Genomic DNA, 20,419 nt, shown 5'->3' on the forward strand with positions numbered 1-20,419 from the left:
GTCTAGGCCTGCAGGGCCAGGATGGCGGTGGGGGCGTCGGCAGCGGAGCCGGCCAGTTCCTCGAACTCGTTTACCGCGTTGATTTCCACACCCATGGAGATGTTGGTGACCTTTTCCAGGATCACTTCCACCACTACCGGAACCCGGAATTCGTCCATGAGTGCCTTGGCCTTGTCGAAGGCGGCGGCGAGGTCCTTGGGGTCCTCCACGCGGACGGCCTTGCAGCCGAGCCCTTCGGCCACCTTGAGGTGGTCAACCCCGTACCCACGTGCGTTTTCGGACAGGTCCGCGCTGTTGACATTTTCGAACGCCAGGGACACGTTCTGCTCCATTTTGAAACCGCGCTGGGACTGGCGGATCAGGCCCAGGTAGGAGTTGTTCACCACCACGTGGATGTACGGGAGGTTGAACTGCGCGCCCACTGCCAGTTCCTCGATCATGAACTGGAAGTCGTAGTCGCCGGAGAGGGCCACCACGGTCTGGTCCGGGTTGGAACGTGCGACGCCGAGGGCTGCCGGGGCGGTCCAGCCCAGGGGACCGGCCTGGCCGGCGTTGATCCACCTGCGCGGTCCGAACACGTGCAGCATCTGTGCCCCGGCGATCTGCGACAGGCCGATGGTGGACACATAGATGGTGTCGCGGCCGAAGGACTTGTTCATTTCCTCGTACACGCGCTGGGGCTTGATGGGAATGTTCTCGAAGTGGGTCTTGCGGTGCAGGCTCGCCTTCCGCTCCTGGCACTCGGCAACCCAGGCGCTGTAGTCCGGCAGGGACCCTGCCGCTTTGCGCTCTTTGGCGAGCTCAACCAGCCCCGCCAGCGCCGCACCGGCGTCGGACGCGATGCCCAGGTCAGGCGAGAACACCCGGCCGATCTGCGTGGGCTCGATGTCGATGTGCACGAACTTCCGGCCGGCGGTGTAGGTCTCCAGGCCGCCGGTGTGCCGGTTGGCCCAGCGGTTGCCGATGCCGATCACGAAATCGCTTTGCAGGTAGTTTTCGTTGCCGTAGCGGTGGGAGGTCTGCAGGCCCACCATGCCGGCCATCAGGATGTGGTCATCCGGGATGGTGCCCCAGCCCATCAGGGTGGGGATGACCGGAACGTTCAGGATTTCGGCCAGCTCCACCAGCTGTGCGGAGGCGCCGGCGTTGATGATGCCGCCGCCGGCTACGATCAGCGGGTGCTGCGCGGCGGTGAGCATGTCCAGGGCCTTTTCCAGCTGCTTGCGCGAGGCCTTGGGCTTTTCGATGGGGAGGGGCTCGTAGGTGTCGATGTCGAACTCGATCTCGGCCATCTGCACGTCGATGGGCAGGTCCAGCAGCACGGGGCCGGGACGGCCGGAACGCATCAGCTGGAAGGCCTTCTGGAAGGCGCCGGGAACCTGGCCGGGTTCCAGGATGGTCATGGCCATCTTGGTGACGGGCTTGGCGATGGACTCGATGTCCACGGCCTGGAAGTCTTCCTTGTGCAGCTTGGCAACCGGAGCCTGGCCGGTGATGCAGAGCATGGGGATCGAGTCGGCCCATGCGGCGTAGAGGCCGGTAATCATGTCCGTTCCGGCCGGGCCGGAGGTGCCAATGCAGATGCCGATGTTGCCGTCCTTGGCGCGGCTGAAGCCATCCGCCATGTGGCTGGCGCCCTCAACGTGGCGGGCCAGGGTGTGGCGGATGCCGCCGTGGGCGCGCATTGCGGAATAAAAGGGATTGATCGCGGCGCCTGGCAGGCCGAACGCCTCAATGGCGCCTTCCTTCTCCAGGATGGCCACCGCTGCATCAACGGTACGCATCTTGCTCATGGTGTACTCCTTGAAAGCTTGAAAGTCTGTGGGCCCAGGCCCGCAGGGTTCCCTGACCGGGCTTGGGAGGTTAGGGGGCGGGTGGGGAGGGTGTGCTGAAGGAAGCCCTGGTGGTCAGGGCGTCCAAATTTGTGTTGGTTAAGCCGGGGGTTACTCGCGGCCGCTGAGCTTCAGGACCTGCTTGAAGAGGCCGGAGTGGTCCAGGCCGCCGTCGCCCTGGTTGACGGTGGCGGCGACGAGCTGTGCGACGACGGCGCCGAGGGGGACGGCGACGTTGGCTTCGCGGGCGGCGGAGGTGACGATGCCCAGGTCCTTGTGGTGGAGGGCGAGGCGGAAGCCGGGGTCGAAGTTGCGGTCCAGCATTTTCTGGCCCTTCTGGTCCAGCACCTTGGAGCCGGCGAGCCCCCCGCCCAGGACCTTGAGCGCGGCGTCCGTGTCCACGCCGTAGGCCTCGAGGAAGGCGATGGCTTCGGCGAGGACCTCGATGTTGACGGCGACGATCAGCTGGTTTGCAGCCTTGACGGTTTGGCCGGAGCCGGAGGGGCCCACGTGGACGATGGTTTTGCCGACGGCGTTCAGGACATCGGAGGCGGCCTCGAAGTCTTCCTTTTCGCCGCCCACCATGATGGAGAGTGCGGCGTCGATGGCGCCCTGTTCGCCGCCGGAGACCGGGGCGTCCAGCGGGCGGATGCCTGCTTCGCGGGCGTCGTCGGCGAGGCGCTTGGCTACGTCCGGGCGGATGCTCGAAGCGTCGATCCACAAGGTGCCCTGTTTGGCGTTCGCGAAGGCGCCGTCCTTGCCGCTGACTACACCCTCAACATCGGGGGAGTCCGGGACCATGGTGATCACGACGTCGGCAGTTTTGACCGCGTCCGCGATGCTCGTGGCGCCCTTGCCGCCTTCGGAGACAAGCTTGTCGATCTTGTCCTGGCTGCGGTTATAGCCGGTGACGGTGTGGCCGGCCTTAACCAGGTTGATGGCCATGGGCAGGCCCATGATTCCGAGTCCGATAACAGCAACGTTGCTCATGATGGTTCTCTTTCTGAAGTCTGTGATTAATGGCGGCCGGGGCCCAACGAGGTAGCAGTAACTGCCGTTTTGACGGGCCAGAACGACAGTTGGTGCTACCTGGTTGAGCGGGCCGGGGAACTATTGCGTGGCGTGCTGGCGGATGGCCCAGCTGAAGGCCGTTTCCTGCGGTTGCTTGTATTCGAGGCCGATGCAGCCGTCGTAGCCAAGTTCGCGGCTGCGGGCGATCCACTCGCCAAGCGGGAGGGTGCCGGTGCCGGGGGCGCCGCGGCCGGGGTTATCGGCGATCTGGATGTGGCCGAAGTCCTTGGCATGGTTCTCGATGACCGCTTCGACGTCGTCGCCGTTGACGGACAGGTGGTAGAAGTCGGCGAGGAGTTTAATGTTGCCGACGCCGGTCTCCGCCTTGACGCGGGCGATGACCTTGAGTGCGTCAACAGCCGTGAGGAGCGGGTACTTCGGCGCACCGCTGACGGGTTCGAGGAGGACGGTGCCGCCGATCCGGGCGACGCCTTCCGCAGCTGCGGCAAGGTTTTTGAGCGCCAGTTCGTCCTGTTCTTCGGGCGTGAACTCGTCCTGCCGGTTGCCGTAGAGGGCGTTGAAGGCCTTGCAACCCAGGCGCCCGCCGATGCCCGCGACGACGTCGATGTTGTCCTTGAACTCCGAGCAGCGGCCCTTCCAGGACACCAGGCCGCGGTCGCCGCCGGGCATATCGCCGGCGTTGAAATTCAGGCCCGTCAGTTGAACGCCTGCGTCCTGGATGGCATTTTCGAATGCGGCGACCTGCGAATCGGAGGGGACGGAGCTTTCAAAGGGCCACCAGAACTCGACAGCGTCAAAGCCGGCTGCCTTCGCCGCTGCGGGGCGTTCGAGCAGGGGCAGCTCCGTGAGGAGGATGGAGCAGTTCACTGTGTACGTCATCGTAGGTCCTTCCGAGGAGGGGCTTTGATCTATCTTCCTGTGCTTCCCGGCATCTTGTCGGTTTCCGCTTTGTGGAATTTAGATTCTGCTTTATGAAAAGTGTAGGGAAGGAGGTGCCGGTGCGTCAAGAGCGCGTGTACACACGAAGGAGCCAGGGGCATGTGCCCCTGGCTCCCGTGCGCCAATCCTTCTATATGAAGATCTGCGTGTTTTAGCGGCGTACCTTAACTACCTCGCTCTTCTTCCAGTCGGACCACTTCGACCAGTCGGACCAGTGGCCCTTGTGGTCCTTCACACGGAATGACACGAGATGGTAGACCTCTTCTGCGCCCCTGCGGTCAAGGTTGCGCACGCGGTCAACACTGTGAAGGGTCTTTTCACCGTCGTGCTTTTCGAACTTCACATAGAAGTGCGAGTGTCCGAGGAAGTCGTCACTGCGCCGCGGGCCGTCCTCGTCTTCGTAGCGAAGCTGGCGTATCTGGACAGACTTCTCGCCGTCGCAATCGACTTTGATCTTGAAGTCGACCCTGTTGCCCCGGAGATCCTTGGGATCCAGCGGTTTGACCCAACAGCCATGGGTGTATCCATGCCTGTAGTCGTCATGGGCTTGGGCAGGGCCAGCCATTGCCCCGCCGAGCAGACCTAATGAGAGGGCCGGAACCAGGGCGATCTTTGCCCGGATCGAACGGCTCTTTGAGGGAGTAATTGACATTTTTTTGCTCCTGTAAGGATGCGATTCACCATTTTTTGTGAGGGTGCGAGTCCTCGTTTTTGGACAGCATGAAACCACGCGGCTGAGCGTGTCGCGATTGTTCAGTCTGGCGGCCGCAGCTGCCCGTCCCATTTTTCAAACAGCACGCCCGGCTAATGTGTGGGGCGCGGCTTCGGACCCGTTTTCGGGGTCCGGTAGTAATATGTTGCGCCCGCAATTCCGCCCGACGCTAGGGTCGGGACTACCCTTCTTTGGCCTCAAATCCCCCCACTGACTTCAGGTGCCGCAGGCTCTGGTTGGAGATACGCCAGCAGAGGCTGGTGAACGCGTGTGCGCCGGGAGCAAGGGGCTACTGCATCTCCGGCGTGCTGGAAATTGAAACGGCCGACGCGCGAGGTCCACTATCCGCGCGAACGACACCTATGCGCCCTCCCGGCCACGACGAGTGGGTGGTGGGGGACCAGCCGTTCGTCGCCGTCGAATTCCTGGGCGCCGCTTCGTTGGGCCGGCCACGACGACACGGGATGCACGCACTGATGTGAAGCATTCCGCTTCAGGTTTGGCCACCGCCAGACGCGGCGGTGCCAAAACTAGCACGGTTTAGGGCAGCTCCTTCGCCCCCGGCGGGACCGCTGTCGGCGGGACGGCTGGACCGGGGCGGGCGAGCAGGGCCAGCGAGGCGGTGACAGAGTGGTCGGGCTTTTCCGGCGGGCTGGTGTAGGACCGAAGCACCAGCAGCGACTGCCCCACCAGTTCTACCGTTTCACTGGCATGAAGGAGGCCGGTGCCCGCGTGCTCACCTGCGGTATCGATGAGTTGTTCCCAGCTGGGCGAATACTCGGCGCTGGGCAGTGTGAAGACCACCGGCTCGTCCCCGGAATTGCAGAACAGCAGGAAGTTGTGGTCGTGGATAACCCGGCCACGGTGGTCCTTGCCAACGCTGGCCCCGTTGTAGAACACCCCCAGTGCCCGCGCGAGGGGGTTGTCCCAGTCTCCGGGTCCCATGGCCGAAGCATCCTTGTCGAGCCAGACGATGTCAGGCAGCGGCTGGCCCGCACCGCGCATGACGGGCCTGCCTTCAAAGAACCTGGTGCGCCGGAAGGTGGGGTGTTCCCGGCGCAACCTGGTGACGGCGGCAAGGAACTCCACCAGGGGTTGGTCGGCTTCTTCCCAGTTAATCCATGACAGGGGCGAATCCTGGCAGTAAACGTTGTTGTTCCCCAGTTGGCTGCGTCCCAGTTCGTCGCCGTGCAACACCATGGGAACGCCCTGGGAAAGGAGGAGCGTGGCGAGGAAGTTGCGTTGCTGGCGTGCCCGCAGGGCAAGGATGCCGCTGTCAGTGGTGGGTCCCTCTGTGCCGCAGTTCCACGAGCGGTTGTGGGACTCGCCGTCGTTGTTGTTTTCTCCGTTGGCGTCGTTGTGCTTGGAGTTGTACGACACCAGGTCCCGCAGGGTGAATCCGTCGTGCGCCGTGACGAAGTTGATGGAAGCCACGGGCCGGCGTCCTGAACTTTCGTACAGGTCCGAGGAGCCTGCCAGGCGGGAGGCAAACTCGCCAAGCGTGGCAGGTGCGCCCCGCCAGAAGTCGCGGACGGCGTCGCGGTACTTCCCGTTCCATTCGGTCCAGAGGGGCGGAAAGTTCCCCACCTGGTACCCGCCGGGGCCAACGTCCCACGGCTCGGCGATGAGCTTCACCTGCGACACCACGGGATCCTGCTGGACGAGGTCGAAAAAGCTGGACAGCCGGTCCACGTCGTAGAACTCCCGCGCCAGCGCGGAGGCGAGGTCAAAGCGGAACCCGTCCACGTGCATCTCGAGCACCCAGTACCGCAAGGAATCCATCATCAGCTGCAGGGCGTGCGGGTGGCGCACGTTGATGGTGTTACCGGTGCCCGTGTAGTCCAGGTAGTGCTGCTTCTCGTGGTCAACCAGCCGGTAGTAGGCCTGGTTGTCGATGCCTTTGAAGGAAAGGGTTGGCCCCAGGTGGTTCCCTTCCGCGGTGTGGTTATAGACGACGTCGAGAATCACTTCGATGCCGGCGGCGTGCAGGGAGCGGACCATGGCCTTGAATTCCTGCACCTGCTGCCCCGGTTTGGTGCTGGAGCTGTAGCTCTCGTGGGGCGCGAAGAAGCCGATGGTGTTGTAGCCCCAGTAATTGCTGAGGCCTTTGTCCTTCAGCGTGCTGTCCTGGACGAACTGGTGGACGGGCATCAGCTCGATCGCCGTCACGCCGAGCTTCTGCAGGTGTTCGATGACGGCGGGGTGGGCGATGCCGGCATAGGTGCCGCGTTCCCGCTCCGGCACCTCCGGATGGGTCATCGTCAGGCCCTTCACGTGGGCTTCATAGATCAGGCTGTCGCTGTAGGGGGTCCGCGGCGGGCGGTCGTGCTGCCAGTCGAAGAACGGGCTGATCACCACGGATCTCATCGTGTTGGGAGCGGAGTCTTCCGTGTTGAACGAGGAAGGGTCGCCAAAGTTGTAGGAAAACATCGGCTGGCCCCAGGCAATGTCACCGCTGGTTGCCTTGGCGTAGGGATCCAGCAGCAGTTTGTGCGGGTTGCAGCGGAGCCCACGGGCTGGATCATACGGGCCCTCCATCCGGTATCCGTAGAGCTGGCCGGGCAGGACATGCGGGAGGTAGCAGTGCCAGACGAAGGCATCCACTGCTTCCAGGGTGATCCTCTGCTCAGCGCCGTCCTCGTCGAAGAGGCACAGCTGCACCGCGCTCGCCGCTTCGCTGAACACCGCGAAATTCGTGCCGCTGCCGTCATAGGTGGCACCCAGCGGATAAGGGCTCCCCGTCCAGACTTCCATGCCCGCCTCCCTCCAAAGAACTCCATCGAATCACAGAGGTGTCCCTCTTTCTGGAAAGGGAGATGCGCGCACGACGGCGGGCCCCGCCTTCGCAGGTACGCCACCCGCGTGCTGCACACTGTTTTCATGACTTTTGCGAATGTTGGAAGCCTTGGAACCAGGCCCGGCCAGCGCGACGCCGTCGTGTCCATCCTGCTCCGGCCCATGGAGGGCCTGAAGGAAGCCGGTTGCCTGCTGTACGAGGTGGGCGTCAATGATGAGGTGCCGGACACGGTATTTGTGTCCGAGCTGTGGGAGTCGCCGGAGGCGCACCGGGCCTCGCTGCAGCTGGACAGCGTTCGGGCAGCGATCAGCGAGGCGATGCCGCTGCTCTCGGGGGAGATGGGCGGCAGCCAGTTCACAGTGCTCGGATCCCCGCTTCGCTGAACCGTCTCCCGCGGGCGCCCCTGTCTCTTCCGCCCGCCAGCAACTAGGCTGACCGGCATCGACTGGACACCAGTGTGTGCACACTGACGAACGGGGTAAGGGAGACACATGAAACCGCTGCCTGCACTTGAACTTGTTACCCGCCTGGAAGATGCCGACTGGCTGGATCCCGTGGCGAAGAAGGTCCGGAAATTAGTGAAGCGCACGGTCCGCCCGCAGTGGGCCCGTGACATTCTGCACGGGGTGCCCATCGGCCACCCGGTTCATCCCCTGGCAGTCCAGGTTCCCCTGGGATCCTGGATTTCCGCCGCCGTCCTGGATGCGCTCCCCGGCAACACGCGGGCCGCCACCGTACTGATCGGCGTCGGAACCGCCTCCGCGTTGCCTTCGGCGGTGGCAGGTTTTATGGACTGGTCCCAGCTGCACAGCCAGCAGCAGCGGGTGGGATTGGTCCACGCCGCCGCCAACATCACTGCCGCGAGCCTCTACGGGGCGTCGCTGGTGGCGCGGGCAAACGGGCAGCAGGGTGCAGGCAAGGTGCTCGCGTACCTGGGCCTCGGCATTGTTGGTTTCGGCGGTTTTTTGGGCGGCCACCTCAGCTACCGGCAGGCTGCCGGCGCGAACCACACTGAGGACGTTCTGCATCGCTTCCCGAGCGGCTGGCAGGCCCTCGCGCCCCTGGAAGACCTGCCCGAAGGAAAGCTGCACAAGCGCGTTGTGGCCGGACTCCCGCTCGTGGTGTTCCGCGAGGCGGGTACAGTCAGCGTGCTGTCCGACGTCTGCAGCCACCTGGCCGGTCCGCTCCACGAGGGCAAACTCAAGGATGGCAGTAAGAACGACGGCGATCCCTGCGTCGTGTGCCCGTGGCACGGCAGTACCTTTTCGCTCCGTTCGGGCGAGGTGCAGGCGGGGCCAGCCACAGCGCGGCAACCGCGCTTCGCAACCCGCGTCACCGGCGGGCTCGTGGAAGTGAACCTCCCCGGCGCGGACTAGGAGAATCCAGAAGACTGTCACCAGATGGAGGAGGTCGAGCGGCTCTGCGACCGGGTCATCCTGCTTAAGGACGGCACCGCCCGCGCCTACGGGACCGTCTCGGAGGTGCAGGAGCAGTTCGGCGGCACCGTCTACCGGGTCAGCTACGAGGGCATCCTGCCCGCCTCGAAGCTTTACGACGTCGTCACCGACATGGGACCATGAACGACTACCGAAATTACGGCAACCACGTGCAGGGCAATGTAGGAGCCATCCAGCAGGGTGACCACAATACAGCCACCGTGAATCAGACCCTCAACGACGATCACCGCCAACTTGTACTCGCGAAACTGGCGGAAATTGAGACTGAAGCGAGCGTGCAAGCCGACCCTGGGCTCGCAGAGCAGGTAGCTGCGATACGCGCGGAGGCCGAGAAGCCAGAACCTGTGAAGGAAAGTTTGCTTGCAAAAGCGGCCTTAGCTTTAGCTACCGCACTTGGTTCTGCAGCAGGAAAGAGCGCCGGCCAACAGGTCGTGCCAGGCCTGCAGCAATTGATCCAGGTCATCACCGGATGATGCTGCATACCAAACAGTTGCTCGCCGGTCAGTGGATTGGGCTTATTCCGTAATCAGCTGCTACAAAACAAGAAGGATCTGCTTGGGTACAGGAAGTCGCAGCTCCACTAGAGACGACAGCATGGTAATTTGCCACGTTCACGCTCCTCCGCGGGAGGGCATGCGTTTCAAAGCAGACTGATATAGGTCTCGGTTGGGACGTCCCTCCACAGAACAGGGGCGTCGGGTCCAAAGACGTAGCAGTTGAAGAAGTTGTCTCGGCCGCGCGGTTGGGCCAAATTGTCCGGGGTGAAAGTGCAAACGGCGCCTTTGGCTCCTCCTGAGGAGCCGATTGCCCGCCCAACGTTGCGCAATACGGCTCCTGGTTCAGCGAAAGTCGGGGTCTCGTACGTTTGGTTTAGTAGGACCTTGGTAGCTGTCAGCCAGGGCAAGTTTTTTTTGAACAAGACCATGCCGTACTCCGGGCCGTTCCCACGGCTTGTCTGCTCGAAAGTTGGAATTGCCGTCTCGTAGCCCACAGCTTGAGCATAGGCATGCGATGCTCGCCAAAGGGCAGGAACGTCGTAGAGGTGTGGGTGTTCATCCAGCAGCGCATCGGGATTGTATTGAGGATCGGCGCATGGATCGGTGAGATCGGACAAGGGGACGTCGCGATGTTCTGCGTCAGTGGTCAGGTTAAGCAACCATGTACCCCGTCTGTGCTCTCCGCCGTACCAGGCCTGTTCGAAGTTTGGCCACGCGGTGAGAAATCCTTGGGAACGGCCATATCGGTGTGCCGCGCGAAGAGCCCTTTCCGGGTCTAAACCGAAGTCGTAGTAGCTGTTTGCCTCGCGAACTTCCGCGTCCCAGTATAGGGGAAGGTGATCGTATAAGACTGGATCTCCTGAGCTATTTTTTCCGCGCTCATCCATTACAAACATCAGCCCGGCATTGCGTTCCTTCGCAAGCCCCAGCGCGTGCTGCCGGTTTGCTTCGGCGCAGTTATGGACGACGTGAAGAATTCTTTGACGATAGGACGGGTTTTTCCACCACGATGGTACCTGCGTGTTCCTGGTGCCTATTAGGCCGGTGAAATTTGCTTTATAGGCGGAATAATCTGTTTCCCAGAGGAGCGCAAAGTCGATGTCTGTGCCGACAACGGCGTCATCGACGCATTGCCCTGCAAGCACCATGACCTTTGCCGTGGGGTGCGCGGATTTGAACTTAGCCACCAGAGTCTGAGCGGCGGCAACGGATGCAGGGTCATCGGGGAGCACCAGCTCGTCAAAGTACACGCCGTCGATCTCTGTTCCAAAGTGGTCGTACCAGGCTTGAACGCAGTCCTGTTTTGCTGGTCCGCCGAGGATTTCGTCGGGAGCTAAGAGGTGGGGGCCGCCGTTTCGGGTGCTGACATATCCCAGGACTGTACCGGGAAGGCTGTTTATTTGGGCCTTTGCTGCAGCCTTGAAGGTAGGATTCCCTCTCGCGGTGTCTGGCCAATATTGCGCTACGACAGTTATCGCTAGTGCGCCGGCACTATTTTTCAATTGCGTCCAGTACGGCTGAAACTCTTGGTCCAGACTCCAGAAGGCTGGCACCGCCAGTTTTTGCAATTGTGCTCCCGGTGGCAGTGTGCGCGGTCGCCGCAAAGGCCACGGCCGGAGGGCCACTGGGGCCTGTGGCAGGGAAATAGGAAAATTTGTTATGCGCCGGGCGGCTGCACGGCCCAGGTATTTAGCGGCGGAACGTGCAGCAGTTGAAAACTTCTCGACCAGTAGGCTCATTGCGCACCTCTTAGGTTAGATGGGGCACTTAGGCGTACCTGCCCTTGTCGCTGCCCTTGTCGCTGCGCTTGGTAGGCGTTGCCTTTCTGCTCCTGAATACGTGGACGCAGATTTAGGGGATGGGACCGTTTCTGATCTGGAGAATAACTTTCGTCCCGCGAGCCACCGTTGTGCCCGCCCTTGGCGACTGCCTCCACACCCATGCGTTGGGTCCTTGCGTCCCTCGGAATTCCGCCTGAAGGCCAAGGGATTGAAGTTTGTCGGCAGCCATGGCGGGTCGCAGTTCCTGTAGGTGGGGCACGGCGATCTCCACCGCCGGTGGCGAGTTCTCGCTTGCAACTTTGGCGACTTCAGCGCTGAAGTTTGAAGCTATGTGCAGCCAGACATTTTGGTCCGGGTGGACCCTGTCCGTGACGTATATGTAGCCAGCTTTGTTTTGTCGACTGGTTTCAATTATTTTGGGCATCTGAGGATCAGGACAAGAGTGAACGGCGTGCCAAAATTTGGTGGGAGGGTAGTTTACCTGCCAAGTGGGGGGGACGTAGGACTGATAGTTCGAGCTAGAAGACTCGAAAGCCATGAAGGTGTCAGCAATACCTATCATTGACTCCGGGAAAGTCGCGCCGGGATTCTGTACAACCAGCGCTTTACCGCCTTTAGTGCGAACGTGGTCGAAAATTTTCTTGTAGTAAGCAATGTTTAATTCGTCGTCGGCGTTGTTCATTTCATCGAAGAACATCCCGTCGATATTCGGCCAACGGGCATAGAAGGTGTCGATCTCGAAGATAACGTTGTCCACCGCAATCCTTGACAAACCCATGGCATGGTTTGTGTTATCAGGACCAGGGTCGCCGGGGGAGTTGAGTGGGGCGGCGAGGCCGGCGGTGGCGTTCATTGGTGACGTGGCGAAGCTTCCTGTTGTCGGTGATACTTCAATCCAGAAGTAGTCTGCATCCGGCGCGAGTCCGCTTGGCAGCGCTTTAGACCGAACTCGAATGGGTCCGAAGCCTGTTGTCCATCCTGTCGGGTTGACTGCTCCGGATGAGTTTCGGGTCATGACCACATTCGTCGCTGCTTCCACTGTGAACCGATGTTCCGCTTGAACGGAAGTCGTCCCGGGAGTCGTCCCGCTGTCACGATAGTTCGTAGTTACATAGCCAAGAACGTCAGTCCCAACCGCGTGCAGTTGATCAAGGCGTTGCTGGTATTGGGCGTGTTTTGCCCCGCCCTGCAAGTAGCTTGAGGTGTATCCTGGCCCGCTTGCAGGGTTGATGATCGCGAGGGCAAGAAGCGGGCCTGCGCTGGCTGCAGCCGACCAGTCATCGTCTCCACCGGGACCCGCATCGAAGTAGGTGGGAATAGCAATTTTCTGGTTCAGCACGTTAGTCACCCTTCGATGTGGTGGACATCTTTTGTCCGGGAATCGGGGAGTGTCTGCTCCTGTTGCACGGCATTGATCAAGGTGCCAGTCCTCATGAAGGCAACCGAGAGGCCAGGGTCTCCACAGGTTCTAATTATCTGCCTGCAAAGAGTCTTGTGGAGTGACCGGCTGCTACTAAAACCAGCGGTGATTATCCGACGATGACGGTGTAGCGCAGGGCGTAGCTCCACCTGCTGAAACCAAGGAAGCCACCTCCCCAGTCGCCGTTGAATTGCCATTCCCGCTGGTTGCTGCCGACAGGTAAGGCCCACACCGGGAGATCCTGAGTGTATGAACCAAGGTTGTCGTCTTGGTCAAGACTAATAATGCCTCCGGCAATTTTAACAACAAAAGGCACCAGAATGGCCGCACCGGCGGTGTAGGGATTAGGTATGGTGGCAAGACCGCCTGATACAGCATTGGCAATTTGGTCCACTATTTGACCCTGTTTGCTCCAGTCTTTGGCTGAATCTTCGTCAAAAGCAGTCAGGGCGATTTTCAATACCCTATTGCTATCGACCATTTTGTCGAACACGACTCCGCCACCCACGCCAAAGGCTTTAGTTTCATTTTTGCCGATTTGAATTGGCAGCGTTGCTACGCCTTCGGATTGTTCACCGTCCGAAACTGCCCCTACTACATAGAATTCATCGCCACTGCCGGTGACTTCTTCTGGATCAAAGCAGACGACATCATCAAGTCGTACCATAACGCGCGGCATGCTTCCTCCTGTAAAGCTACTGTTACGGATAAGTTGTTGCATCCACAAAACGAAGTTCTGTTCAAATAGGGAATTAGCTAGCGGCCATCATGTTGCGGTGGCCTCGACTGAACCCATCTTGTTTCAAATGCCGTTACTGCTGCGTTACTGCTGCCGGAGCTTAGCCGCTGAACAAAGCGCAAGGCGCACCCAGCTACGCCGGATGCCTGGCGTGGCGCTACGCGAGAGGAGTACTGGAAATTGTTCCGCCTGCAGTTTCGCGCGGGCTGTAGCAGGTCGGCTAGGGCAATCGAAGTCCTCCAAAGCATGACAAAAGCCGCCCTGCTGGCACCCGACCGTTCGTTCCACCTTTGGAAACTTCCCGAAAGTGGTCATCAAGAGCCCCACACATGGGTCTGTATATAGGATAAGCCTGCCTCAGGCGATTAACCTTACATAACGTCGGTTATCGGAACACGTAGGCCGGTGGATTTTCGGTGTGATTCGTGAATTACCCGTCAGGTGTTTCGTACGCCTGCGCCCCAGCAACCCCCTTCCGTCGGACCCAAACTCGCAACAGTACTCCGAGCACAAGACGAACGCTGCCGACGGCTACCGACCCTGAGAATCAGGCAGAGAAATCTTACATAGCTTGAAACCCCTAAACTCTAGCCCAGGTCCTTGACAGCAGGCTCGTCACCCGGCAATCTGGCCGTCCAGAAGGGAGAAGCGGCGCGGGAGGCGTCCAGCGCTCCGGCTCCCTCACCTGCCATTGCGTTGGAGGAGGTGGCCAACACATGCCCCCTGGCCCAGGTCGGCCCCATAGGTCGGATTTACCATCATGGCAACCGTTGCACTTTGACGTCAGTGGCGCTGACGGCACGTGGGGCCACACGGATCACTTCCATAACGACACACATATCGACACACCCCATACTGACAACCACGAAGACCTGCACTGGGACGATCCGCATTCCGACGCCGGCCACGATGATATTGGTTTCATCGACAACGAACATGTTGATGCCCACGGAGATGAGCCGTTTGGAGACAGTGGCCACGACGACACGCACCATGACTCCTTCGCGGATGTTCACTCTGACGAAGGGGGACATGATGACGCTGGCCACCACGATTACCATTACGACTTGCACCACGACCATGACGACACCCCTCATGACGACACTTCTCACGAGGACAGTGAACGATCCCCTTGGACGCGCCTCGAGGAGCTGATTTCTCGTGTTGAGGACCGCTATCTTGCGCTGGACCGACAAATAGGTGGCATCTTTAGGGAGCAGATGCTCCCCGTCACCCTTGAAATGAACCGCGTACTCGGCGAAATCGAACGGCGTCTTTCCGTGCTGGAAAGCGACCCTTCCCGAGCGCATAAACAAGGGGGCGATCCATCGTGACAACGGAACTCCGGCCTCTAGGCGTTGCCTGCAATTTGCAGTGTCATTACTGCTATCAGAACCCTCAGCGAGATGCGGGGAACCCCAGGCAGCACTACGACATGCAATTGATGAAGCAGGCCATCCTCGCCGAAGGAGGACCTTTTACTCTTTTTGGTGGGGAACCATTACTCATGCCGCTGGAGGACTTGGAGGAGCTTTGGGCTTGGGGTTTTCATGAATTTGGTCGAAACTCCATCCAGACTAACGGAAGCCTCATCAAGGAAGAGCACTTATTGCTGTTCGACAAATATCAAGTTGCCGTTGGGATTTCCATAGATGGGCCTGGTCCACTTAATGACGCCCGCTGGCTCGGGTCACTCCCGAAGACCAGACAGGCAACTGCCGCCACTGAAGAAGCCATTCAGCGGCTGTGCGACGCTGGCCGCCCTCCAAGTCTTATAGTTACACTCCATCGAGCAAATGCCGTAGGCGAAAGGCTCGCTACACTTATTGACTGGTGTAATGACTTGGCCACCGTTGGTGTTCGCTCGATGCGGCTCCACTTGCTTGAGGTAGAGGACGAGGCCACGCGTCAGAAATATGCCCTTTCCGATCAAGAGAATCTTGACGCACTGCTGGCGTTCTACGCACTTGAACCGCACTGCGCGATTCGCTTCGACGTCTTCGAGGACATGCGAAGGATGCTGCTCGGTGATGATGAAACCACAACCTGCGTTTGGAACGCCTGTGATCCGCTTACGACTAGGGCAGTGCGGGGGGTGGAAGGTCGAGGACAGAGAAGCAATTGTGGACGCACGAACAAGGACGGTATTGATTTCGCAAAGGCCGATACCCCCGGCTTCGAGCGATACATCGCGCTTTACCACACACCGCAAGAAAGCAACGGCTGCAAAGATTGCCGATTCTTCATGATGTGCAAGGGCCAATGTCCGGGAACTGCGGTTGACGGAGACTGGCGTAACCGCTCGGAGCTTTGCGGCGTTTGGAAGCGTTTGTATGCCAAGATCGAGGCAGATCTTATCGACAGAGGTAGGACTCCTCTTTCGCTGAGCTCTCGGAGAGCACACCTTGAGGAGGAATTGCTATCTGCATGGGCGGAGGGTAGAACGAGGTCTCTCTCATCAATGACAGCATTTTGGCGTTCGCCAGATGGCTGGGACTGGCGGTCCGAGTTGCAGAGTATCCGGGCCGACCTAAAGAACATCGCTCCAGAGCAAGCCGCGGGGCCGGGTGAAAGACATGCAAAGAAGGCCTGAAGTGCAAGTCCCCTTGGTCGAACGGCTTCCTTTCGCCCTTCACGATTTCACTCGACTCAGCTGGGTGAGCGAGGTGGTGCGCAACGAATGGGAGCCTCGAATCATGGCCATCTCCACGGCCTGGTCCAATTTGGAGTGGTTATCTGTATCTGCCGGCATTCGCGATGCATGCATCCAAACCATTGGCGTTACCGGAATCAGTTCCATCAAACAAGCAGTCGCCCGCCACGGATTGCGTGTAGAGGTGCTCGATTCGGTGTGGGGAGGAAAATACCCTTACGCGGCATCGGTTCCGCCTGCCGGATCCGGTAGTCAGCTATGGCGCGTTGCGATTGCGCCAGAAGGTCGTATGGCCGAAGTCGTAGATGCCTACGCTCGACGCGACAACGAGGACTTGGGGCAGCTACTTGGCTACCCCTCTTGCTGCCGTGACTTCTTTCAGGCTGTATGGACGGACGCCGGTCATGTCGATACGACTTGGTCTATGGCGCTGAGAACGGCTGGAGCGGACGTGGAGGATCGAACTGTCTCCCTCGCTTCGGATGAACGGAGTAATGTCCTTTGGCGCTGGGCGGGCATTCGTCCTGTGATGCACCTTCCTTGCAGCTTCTCCTGCCCGGCAACGCTGACTATCGGCGGCCGCCTGGCCGATCTGGGCAGAGCCTCTGACTACGTCAGAGAGGTCGACTGGCTGCAAGAGGTGCTCGGCTGGTCCGTTCAGTGGAGCGCCTTGCACGGCATAGCGTTAGTCAAGACTCCGCTTCTCACAATGACTACCAAGACAGACGCGACCGCGGACCGCTACGTTGTTGCGGCGGTTGGCGATCAGCCCGATCACGCCCTCCCCACTGGCTTGTCGTTCCCCTACCGTTCCCCCACCAAACGACCCATGCGAGAGTCACGTGCGTTTAGGCGAGGGCTAGAACTACCGATTATCGAGGTTCGTTCCGGTGAACCACGGTGGCGCTACACCGATAACGGATTCCCCTCCCACTCGGCGATGCTTCGCTTGCAGAAGCCCCTGATCGATGCTGCTGCAAGAATTGATATGGGCGGGCCGGTACGAGTCCTTGATCTCGGATGCGGCAATGGGGCTCTACTCGAGAAGATTCGAATGACCCGTTCTAACGTGGTCCCCAGCGGTATCGATGCAGCGCCGGAGAAGGTGAGCCGCGCCCAAGCAATACTCCCAGACTATGCGGACTCCTTCGTTGTAGGCGATATTCTTGATGCCGACTGGCCAACCGACGTAATTGACCTAACGATCGTATCTATAACCCGCTTCAACGAAGGCTCAAAAAGTCGTGGCTTGCAGCTGAAGAATCGCATCGCCGCGTGCTCTAGCTTTGTACTTCTCTACTTCTACCCTGAGGAGGAAATACAACAATCGAGCTGGAAGATTCACGAGCCACTCCAACTATGGCCCAACTGCCACATCCTCAGCGACGGTGGAGAACCCCCAACTTCCACAAGGTGGTGGCTGATACGCCTAGCCGAGCAGTTCAACTGATTGGGTAGCTCTGCTTCGATCCGAGGGAGGGGCGCCGGGGCTTGAAAGCTTATGGTCCACCTGAAGGGCACGAGAAAAAGTTAAAGACGAAGGCCGGCTTCAGCGCAACGTGAGGTCAGAGCGGCGCGGTAGCGGCGTATACAACGCGTGAGGTGACTGTCTGATTAGCCCTGTCCAGTTCGCGGTGGTCCCGGTTACCGAATTGCCTGATGCAAACGAATGTGGCACCGGCCACCTCCGCGTGACAATGGTTTCCGTGAGCGGCACCGGCGCGGCGCAGCCCTACCTGGCTAATCTAAGCCGCCGCGCAAAGTCGAAAGGTAGGTGTCTATCAGGGTCGCAACCGCATCGTCGCCAACAATGGCGAATGGAAATCCCTCGATATCTACAGGCGTAGTGAAATCGCCGCTTACCATTGACTCGACGTACCTCTGCTGGAGTTTAGAAATGGTGCTCTTGCCTACCTCAACGAGGCCGTCCGAAACTGCTGTCTCTACGCCCTGAAAGTCACGAACGGCCTGGATCGTCTTCGCACCACACTTGCCGTCGATAGCAATCTCACCCAGCTCTCTTCGGACCCGCCAGTCGCACAGAAGCAATTGAACGTACATCACGTCACCGGCCTGGTTGGACCCGTTCGCTCCAACAGAATTACGTATCATGAGCGGCACCTCTTCAATTCGTGCGGTTACCTTTCACTACGAGAAGACCAGCGACCCTACACCCGCCGCAATCATCAGCATGATCATTACGGCTAGCATTGCGGCCCGCTCAACTGCATCAACCACTTTCTGAGGTACTGGGCTGCGCAACCGGCTTTCTTTGCAGATTTCATATACGATGAGTCCTGGAGCGACCCTCATCCAACGGAGCGAGATTGTTGTGACGATAAATCCCTTATTCTCGATCCACAATACTTCCTCTTTGTCTGGGCCTGGGTTGTAGTTTCTCCCGGCAGTGTAAGGAAGGTTGTTTAAGTGACACATGATCTCAAGCTGAGCCACTTTGGCTATTCCTTTGGGCCGACTGGCGGCGGAATTGGGTTTAATTTCGTAAAACTCCATAGCGGGCCGAGCCGGGCTGTGCGTCCAAAAGTCCGGATTCTTGATCCCGCCTCCCGCCATGGTTGCTTGAGTTGCCAGCGACGCTTCGTTAACGTTCGGGTTGTTCTCTTTTAGAAATGCGATTAAGAGCATCGTATTGAGGCCGCGCACGTCTTCAAAGATCTGAGTCCCGTCAAAGTTGCGTCTCGGGAAGACGGACGTCAGCTGATTGAATCCCTGATTGCTGCAGTAGTGCTCAAAGATCTTCTTCTCTGCGAAAGCGTCGACAACATCACCCATGGCGTTCTCGATTTCCTCTGGCATACCGGGAATCTCCTCCGGCGGCTTACAGGTCTTTCCCATTCCAGTCTCCTAGCAGGTCTCGGGTCCAAGAGCCTGCGATATCACATAAAACAATATGTCAGTTTCAAGAACTGGCTTGAGGCTATCTCCCCGTCCGTTACTGTGGCGTTATCGCCGTATCACGGGAAAGGACCATGCTTTTCGGCTGCCGATCGGTATCAGGGCGCGCGCCCTCACATGTGGTGGGACATACATAAACACGACCGTTTCTTCCTATCCGTATATCGCCACGCTAGTTGTTAGCCCGAACCTCGACCCGGCCTATCGTTCGGGGTGGCTGAGCTGCGCGGCAGGTGATGCGCCTAAGTCTGGTTACCCCTTGGAAAGCCCTCTCGTGCAGCTCAATGGCCAAGCACCGGTGGTAACTTCATCATCCTGCAGGGTAAGGACGAATGCGCCGCAGATTTCAACCAGGTACCTGTGCCTTTCCCTTACACCTCAAATCATGAACTCCGCAACTTCTGCGCCTCTACTGGCTTGGGTATCAGCGACATCAGGGCGAACAACGAGCTGGCAATAAGAACCGAACACGAAATCCGTTCAGGACTGCTCAAAATCCGTGCGTCATGGAGGACTGCATCCGCCGAAGCGTCACCCGGGAGGGCATTCTTCCGGGCGGTCTCAATGTCCGCCGACGCGCAAAGACCTGGTTCGGCCGCCTATCTCAGGGAGACCCAAACTATGATTTATTCGCCTCGGACTGGGTCAAGCTCATGGTCATGGCAGTCAATGAGGAAAATGCATCCGGAGGTCGTGTTGTCACAGCCCCAACCAACGGAGCCGCAGGCATTACTCCGGCAGTCCTCCACCACACAACGACCTACGTTGAGCAGATCGCCACTGCGTCCGAAGAAGACAAAATATACGCCGTCGTCCGCTTTCTCCACAGCCGGAGCCAACGTCGTCTTGTACAAGGCGCGGCCCGTCCATTTCAGGAGCCGAGGTTGGCTGCCAGGGTGAGGTGGGATCGGCGGCATCCATGGCGGCCGCAGGCCTTACCGAGATCCTGGGAGGAACGCCGGAACAAATTGAAAACGCCGCCGAAATCGCCATGGAACACAACCCTCACCTGTGATCCATTGGCGATCTGGTCCAGTTACCCTGCATCGAACGTAACGCGATAGCTGCAAATAAGGCCATCAAAGCCGCAAGAATGGCGTTGCGCGGCGACGGCAAGCACCACGTCACCCTCGACCAGATAATAGAAATCATGCGACAAACAGGACTCGACATGAGCGAGAAGTACAAAGAAACCGCAACCGGCGGACTCGCTGTTAATGTGCCCCTTTGCTGACGAAGGCATGCTGACCTATAGCGGCTGATCACTCCCCCGCCGATACTCATGGAAAGCTGCCCGCCAGAACAGGACCAAGGTCAGGCCGCATCCGCCACTCGATGTTGCGTTTTACCTACACCCCAACCTGACGACGACGACGGTGTGATGTGTCTTATGATGCCCCCTGGCTTCCAGAACCAGAGTGCACCTGAGGCTCCTGCGGCCCACAACCGAGGACAACTCTAATTGGTTATCCACCGCTACTGCTGTCAGGGAGCTACTCCAACGGCTCCCATTCCCAGCCGTGGATAACCAGAGTTGACCCAGCTTTGGACCGTCTCCCCTGTAGGCAGGAAGCGTCGGTGATCTAGACATGGCCAAGCTGACAGGATCAATTATCGGAGTTAGGGCTTTACAGCTGACCGGAC

At 59.5% G+C, this 20,419-nt stretch carries 16 protein-coding genes and 3 pseudogenes; 8 read left to right on the plus strand and 11 right to left on the minus strand.

All coding sequences use genetic code 11. The features are described 5' to 3' along the window. Positions 1–2: 2 nt before the first annotated feature. The 5 genes from gcl to glgX form a co-directional block, all read right to left on the minus strand. On the minus strand, positions 3–1,793 hold the full coding sequence (gene gcl / locus AC5RTE_RS14525) for a glyoxylate carboligase (RefSeq protein ID WP_494042084.1): 1,791 nt from the start codon (positions 1,791–1,793) through the stop codon (positions 3–5). Positions 1,794–1,943: 150 nt separating this feature from the next. Next, entirely contained in the window at positions 1,944–2,822 is an 879-nt protein-coding gene (locus tag AC5RTE_RS14530) for a 2-hydroxy-3-oxopropionate reductase (RefSeq protein WP_494042085.1), read from the minus strand. 120 nt (positions 2,823–2,942) lie between these two features. Next, positions 2,943–3,743 (minus strand): hydroxypyruvate isomerase family protein, encoded by an 801-nt coding sequence (locus AC5RTE_RS14535; protein ID WP_494042086.1) that lies wholly within the window; start codon positions 3,741–3,743, stop codon positions 2,943–2,945. Positions 3,744–3,954: 211 nt separating this feature from the next. Continuing rightward, positions 3,955–4,455, minus strand: a complete 501-nt coding sequence (locus tag AC5RTE_RS14540) for a hypothetical protein (protein WP_494042087.1) — start codon at positions 4,453–4,455, stop codon at positions 3,955–3,957. Between the two features lie 600 nt (positions 4,456–5,055). Beyond that, the gene (glgX, locus tag AC5RTE_RS14545) at positions 5,056–7,269 is read right to left on the minus strand and encodes a glycogen debranching protein GlgX (RefSeq protein ID WP_494042088.1); all 2,214 of its coding nucleotides are present in this window, start codon (positions 7,267–7,269) and stop codon (positions 5,056–5,058) included. A 126-nt stretch (positions 7,270–7,395) separates the two neighbouring features. On the opposite strand from glgX, the gene AC5RTE_RS14550 reads away from it, so the two are divergent. From AC5RTE_RS14550 to AC5RTE_RS14565, 4 genes and pseudogenes are all read left to right on the plus strand, one after another. Then, positions 7,396–7,695, plus strand: a complete 300-nt coding sequence (locus AC5RTE_RS14550; RefSeq protein WP_494042089.1) for a putative quinol monooxygenase — start codon at positions 7,396–7,398, stop codon at positions 7,693–7,695. Positions 7,696–7,803: 108 nt separating this feature from the next. Further along, positions 7,804–8,688: a Rieske (2Fe-2S) protein gene (locus AC5RTE_RS14555; RefSeq protein ID WP_494042090.1), complete on the plus strand. Its 885-nt coding sequence runs from the start codon at positions 7,804–7,806 to the stop codon at positions 8,686–8,688. A gap of 18 nt (positions 8,689–8,706) precedes the next feature. Further along, a pseudogene (locus AC5RTE_RS14560) lies at positions 8,707–8,880 on the plus strand (ABC transporter ATP-binding protein); the annotation flags it as partial. An 8-nt stretch (positions 8,881–8,888) separates the two neighbouring features. After that, positions 8,889–9,242 carry a hypothetical protein gene (locus AC5RTE_RS14565; RefSeq protein ID WP_494042091.1) on the plus strand — a complete coding sequence of 118 codons (354 nt, stop codon included), beginning with the start codon at positions 8,889–8,891 and terminating at the stop codon, positions 9,240–9,242. 167 nt (positions 9,243–9,409) lie between these two features. On the opposite strand, the gene AC5RTE_RS14570 is transcribed toward AC5RTE_RS14565, so the two are convergent. The 4 genes from AC5RTE_RS14570 to AC5RTE_RS14585 form a co-directional block, all read right to left on the minus strand. Further along, complete coding sequence (locus tag AC5RTE_RS14570) at positions 9,410–10,834, minus strand: spherulation-specific family 4 protein (protein ID WP_494042092.1); 1,425 nt, start codon at positions 10,832–10,834, stop codon at positions 9,410–9,412. Positions 10,835–11,117: 283 nt separating this feature from the next. Continuing rightward, positions 11,118–12,386 carry a spherulation-specific family 4 protein gene (locus tag AC5RTE_RS14575; protein WP_494042093.1) on the minus strand — a complete coding sequence of 423 codons (1,269 nt, stop codon included), beginning with the start codon at positions 12,384–12,386 and terminating at the stop codon, positions 11,118–11,120. 190 nt (positions 12,387–12,576) lie between these two features. Next, the gene (locus AC5RTE_RS14580) at positions 12,577–13,188 is read right to left on the minus strand and encodes a hypothetical protein (protein ID WP_494042094.1); all 612 of its coding nucleotides are present in this window, start codon (positions 13,186–13,188) and stop codon (positions 12,577–12,579) included. Between the two features lie 776 nt (positions 13,189–13,964). Further along, positions 13,965–14,522, minus strand: a complete 558-nt coding sequence (locus AC5RTE_RS14585) for a hypothetical protein (RefSeq protein WP_494042095.1) — start codon at positions 14,520–14,522, stop codon at positions 13,965–13,967. 14 nt (positions 14,523–14,536) lie between these two features. Here AC5RTE_RS14585 and AC5RTE_RS14590 point away from each other — a divergent pair, with 14 nt between their 5' ends. Together AC5RTE_RS14590 and AC5RTE_RS14595 are read left to right on the plus strand one after the other, a co-directional pair. After that, positions 14,537–15,799, plus strand: coding sequence for a radical SAM protein (locus AC5RTE_RS14590; protein ID WP_494042096.1), 1,263 nt, complete (start codon positions 14,537–14,539; stop codon positions 15,797–15,799). After that, on the plus strand, positions 15,783–17,309 hold the full coding sequence (locus AC5RTE_RS14595) for a class I SAM-dependent methyltransferase (RefSeq protein ID WP_494042175.1): 1,527 nt from the start codon (positions 15,783–15,785) through the stop codon (positions 17,307–17,309). Before AC5RTE_RS14590 ends, AC5RTE_RS14595 begins: the two co-directional genes overlap by 17 nt. Before the next feature lie 290 nt (positions 17,310–17,599). Here the strand turns inward: AC5RTE_RS14595 and AC5RTE_RS14600 are convergent, their stop codons facing one another. Both AC5RTE_RS14600 and AC5RTE_RS14605 read right to left on the minus strand, forming a co-directional pair. Then, positions 17,600–17,971 carry a peptidoglycan-binding domain-containing protein gene (locus AC5RTE_RS14600; protein WP_494042097.1) on the minus strand — a complete coding sequence of 124 codons (372 nt, stop codon included), beginning with the start codon at positions 17,969–17,971 and terminating at the stop codon, positions 17,600–17,602. Between the two features lie 36 nt (positions 17,972–18,007). Then, on the minus strand, positions 18,008–18,715 hold the full coding sequence (locus tag AC5RTE_RS14605) for a hypothetical protein (RefSeq protein ID WP_494042098.1): 708 nt from the start codon (positions 18,713–18,715) through the stop codon (positions 18,008–18,010). Positions 18,716–19,281: 566 nt separating this feature from the next. On the opposite strand from AC5RTE_RS14605, the pseudogene AC5RTE_RS14610 reads away from it, so the two are divergent. After that, positions 19,282–19,479: pseudogene (locus AC5RTE_RS14610) on the plus strand (L-serine ammonia-lyase, iron-sulfur-dependent, subunit alpha); the annotation flags it as partial. 197 nt (positions 19,480–19,676) lie between these two features. After that, positions 19,677–20,009: pseudogene (locus AC5RTE_RS14615) on the plus strand (L-serine ammonia-lyase, iron-sulfur-dependent, subunit alpha). Positions 20,010–20,419: the final 410 nt, after the last annotated feature.

The sequence above is a fragment of the Arthrobacter sp. K41 genome (assembly GCF_059089645.1).

Coding starts and splice junctions, on each gene's coding strand:
- AC5RTE_RS14600 (WP_494042097.1), bottom strand. CDS start 17,971: ATGATACGTAATTCTGTTGGAGCGAACGGGTCCAACCAGGCCGGTGAC.
- AC5RTE_RS14595 (WP_494042175.1), top strand. CDS start 15,783: ATGCAAAGAAGGCCTGAAGTGCAAGTCCCCTTGGTCGAACGGCTTCCT.
- AC5RTE_RS14555 (WP_494042090.1), top strand. CDS start 7,804: ATGAAACCGCTGCCTGCACTTGAACTTGTTACCCGCCTGGAAGATGCC.
- AC5RTE_RS14530 (WP_494042085.1), bottom strand. CDS start 2,822: ATGAGCAACGTTGCTGTTATCGGACTCGGAATCATGGGCCTGCCCATG.
- AC5RTE_RS14605 (WP_494042098.1), bottom strand. CDS start 18,715: ATGGGAAAGACCTGTAAGCCGCCGGAGGAGATTCCCGGTATGCCAGAG.
- glgX (WP_494042088.1), bottom strand. CDS start 7,269: ATGGAAGTCTGGACGGGGAGCCCTTATCCGCTGGGTGCCACCTATGAC.
- AC5RTE_RS14565 (WP_494042091.1), top strand. CDS start 8,889: ATGAACGACTACCGAAATTACGGCAACCACGTGCAGGGCAATGTAGGA.
- AC5RTE_RS14580 (WP_494042094.1), bottom strand. CDS start 13,188: ATGCAACAACTTATCCGTAACAGTAGCTTTACAGGAGGAAGCATGCCG.
- AC5RTE_RS14540 (WP_494042087.1), bottom strand. CDS start 4,455: ATGTCAATTACTCCCTCAAAGAGCCGTTCGATCCGGGCAAAGATCGCC.
- gcl (WP_494042084.1), bottom strand. CDS start 1,793: ATGAGCAAGATGCGTACCGTTGATGCAGCGGTGGCCATCCTGGAGAAG.
- AC5RTE_RS14535 (WP_494042086.1), bottom strand. CDS start 3,743: ATGACGTACACAGTGAACTGCTCCATCCTCCTCACGGAGCTGCCCCTG.
- AC5RTE_RS14550 (WP_494042089.1), top strand. CDS start 7,396: ATGACTTTTGCGAATGTTGGAAGCCTTGGAACCAGGCCCGGCCAGCGC.